Raw genomic sequence first — 2,865 nt, 5'->3', positions numbered from 1 at the left:
TATCTGGGGCCTGGCGAGCTTGAGGTATCGCGACACCGCTTCCGCACGATTGGACGAACCCAGCTTGCGCAGCACGCTCTTGACGTGAGACTTGACCGTGTCCTCGCTGACCACCAACCGGTCGGCGATCTCGCTGTTGCGCGCGCCGGTGATCATGAGTTCGACGATCTTCCGCTCGCGTGCGGTCAGCAGGCTCTCCACCCCTTCCGCAGCGGCCGCAGGCCGGAAGAACTCGGCAGCGCGGTAAGCGACGGCTCCGAGCTCCCGGTCGTTCTGGGCGAGCAGGATCTCGTCCTCGGCGAGCTGCTGCAATTGCCGCTCGGCCAGGTCGAATGCCTCGCGCGCCCGCGTCCGCTGCTGGGCGAGCCGCTCCAGCAGCACCGTGCGCTCGAACAGCAGACCAAAGCCCTGGGCGAACGTCCACAGATTGTCACGATCCAGTGTCGTCAACTCGCGACGCGACCCGTAGCAGTCGGCCTGCAGGAAGCCGATCACCCGTCCCGCCGGCATCACCGGCGAGGCCACGTATCCCACGCTGTCCGACACGGCCATCAGCTCCTTGTTGGTCCGCGGATCATCGGCCGCGATCACCTCGGCCGCGCGCCTGCGGATCAGCTCCGTCTCCAAAACCCCGGGCCCCAACGGGATCCACGTCCCACGCAGATACGACTCCGTCGCCCGCGACACGCGCGGATCCAGTCCCGGCGCCAGCCAGACCGCCTCCGCGCGCCACGTCGACCCCCGACGCCGCGAGATCACCGTCCGGTCGAAGTCACAACGCGCCCCGAGCTCGGCCGCCGCCGCGGGCAGCAACTCGGCGACGGTCTCATACGCCCGCAGCTTGGCCAGCCCGTGGTGGATCCGCGCCACCGCCGCGAACCGCAACGACACCACATGCTCGCGCAGTTCTCCCTGCAACCGCCTGAGCTCCACCAGGCCCAGACACAGCTCACCTGCCGTCCGGGCATCGGGTGCGGGCCGAGCACACAGCACGGCGCGGATCTCGGCGCCAGCCGTTGCAAGCGCCTGCGCCAGCTCCGGCGACTCACCGGCGTCCCCCGTCGCCGGACGCTCCAGCAGCACACGCACTCGTTCAGCCAGTTCACCGACCCGGTCGAGTAGTAGCCCGCGATCGACAGTCACGGGACAATCATGCGGGTCTGTCGCATTATGCGGAAGCAGAACATGGCTCGCCCTGCCGGGCTACCGATCAGATCGTCAGGGCGTCTTCTTCACCACCCCGTTCTTCACCACCCCGCATTTCGACAACTATCCGGCGGCACTGGTGAACCTCGAGGACTGTCCGGTACGCCGCCTTCAAAGATGATCGCTAGGGGGTGGCGGGCGACAGTTCCCCGAGGAGTTTCTCGACACGAGCCCGGATCTCATCCCGGATCGGACGGACGGCATCGATGTCCTGACCGGCGGGGTCGTCGAGTTTCCAGTCCTCATACCGTTTCCCCGGGAAGACCGGGCAGACGTCCCCGCAGCCCATGGTGATCACCACATCGGAGGCTTCCACCGCCTCCACCGTGAGGATCTTCGGGCTCTGGGCGGCGAGGTCGATCCCGACCTCGGCCATGGCCGCCACCGCAACCGGATTGACCTGCTCGGCAGGCATCGACCCGGCCGAACGCACCTCGACGGTGTCACCGGCCAGATGAGTCAGCCAGCCGGCAGCCATCTGGGACCGCCCGGCATTGTGGACGCAGACGAACAGCACCGAGGGCTTCTCGGACATGCACCAGATCCTTTCTCCACGATGATGATGCCGCGGGCCAGGCTGGACGCGGCATGCCCGGCCCGCGAAGTGTCAGCGGGCGGGCAGGGTCAGGTCGGGCAGCAGGCTGGCGAGCAGGCCCCGGACCCGCTGGTCGATGTCGTCACGAATCCGCGCGACCGTCGCCGCATCGGCACCGGCGGGGTCGTCGATGGGCCAGTCCTCGTACCGTTTCCCGGGCAGGTAGGGGCAGGCGTCCCCGCAGCCCATGGTGACGACCACGTCGGCGGCGGTCAGGATGTCGTCGGTCAACGGCTTGGGAAACTCCTCATCCAGGCTCAGGCCGACGTCTTTCATCGCGGCGACGACTTCAGGATGAATACCCTCGGAGGGGTCGGATCCCCCGGTGCGGATGTGCAGAGCGCTCCCGGCGTAGTGGCGGGTGAACGCGGCGGCCATCTGGGACCGCCCGGCATTGTGGACGCAGACGAACAGCACCTCCGGGACCCGCTTGGCGATCAGCCCGCGGGTCATGCCGAGCGCCTCGAGGCGTTCCCGGGCCAGCCGGCCGGCGAGGGTCGGCAGGAAGGTCGTGACCCGCGCGGTCGCGGCGAGCCGCCGGAAGGAGTCCCCGAAGACCTCTTCGACCTCGGCGGCGGTGAAGGCGGTGTCGTAGTCGTAGGCCAGCCTTGTCACCAGGGTGCGCAGCATCCGCAGCGTCGCAGGGTCCAAACCCGCCGCACCGCCCAGACCGGCAAGACTGTCACTGTCGGGGCTGTAGGGAACGGAATTGTCTGATGGAGTCATGACATGCCTCCGGGTAGACGGCTTCCCGCGGCACCGTTGGACGCCGCGGCGGGCTGGTCGCGGGGCAGCAGAACCTGCGCGGCCTGACCGGGAGCAGCCGGAGTCGGTGGGTAGAACAGCCGCGCCAGCCCGTAGCCGACCACGCCCCCCACCGCCTGCGCGCCGATGAACGCCGGGACGGAGGCCGGGGCGATCCCGGCAAACGTGTCGGAGAACATCCGCCCGACACTGATCGCCGGGTTCGCGAAGCTGGTCGAGCTGGTGAACCAGTACGCCGCCCCGATGTAGGCGCCGACCGCCGCCGGCGCCCGCTCACCCCGACCGGACCGCACCAAAGC

The 2,865-nt window shown here is 68.8% G+C and carries 3 protein-coding genes and 1 pseudogene; all 4 read right to left on the bottom strand.

Going from position 1 to position 2,865, the window contains the following annotated elements; genetic code table 11:
• Positions 1-1,143 (bottom strand): LuxR family transcriptional regulator (locus DD1DGNOD_RS28690; protein ID WP_165034703.1); only part of this gene is annotated, 1,143 nt, incomplete at its 3' end.
• Between the two features lie 187 nt (positions 1,144-1,330).
• On the bottom strand, positions 1,331-1,741 hold the full coding sequence (locus DD1DGNOD_RS02845) for an arsenate reductase ArsC (RefSeq protein ID WP_131765051.1): 411 nt from the start codon (positions 1,739-1,741) through the stop codon (positions 1,331-1,333).
• Positions 1,742-1,813: 72 nt separating this feature from the next.
• Positions 1,814-2,527, bottom strand: coding sequence for an arsenate reductase ArsC (locus tag DD1DGNOD_RS30455; RefSeq protein ID WP_283234647.1), 714 nt, complete (start codon positions 2,525-2,527; stop codon positions 1,814-1,816).
• Positions 2,524-2,865, bottom strand: a pseudogene (locus DD1DGNOD_RS28685) (aquaporin family protein); the annotation flags it as partial. The gene DD1DGNOD_RS30455 and the pseudogene DD1DGNOD_RS28685, both read right to left, overlap by 4 nt.

It is taken from the genome of Candidatus Protofrankia californiensis, assembly GCF_900634765.1.
GTDB classification, from domain to species: domain Bacteria; phylum Actinomycetota; class Actinomycetes; order Frankiales; family Frankiaceae; genus Protofrankia; species Protofrankia californiensis.
Note: the sequence above shows the minus strand (reverse complement) of the source record. Positions and strands in the feature narration are given on the sequence as shown.

Coding starts and splice junctions, on each gene's coding strand:
- DD1DGNOD_RS02845 (WP_131765051.1), bottom strand. CDS start 1,741: ATGTCCGAGAAGCCCTCGGTGCTGTTCGTCTGCGTCCACAATGCCGGG.
- DD1DGNOD_RS30455 (WP_283234647.1), bottom strand. CDS start 2,527: ATGACTCCATCAGACAATTCCGTTCCCTACAGCCCCGACAGTGACAGT.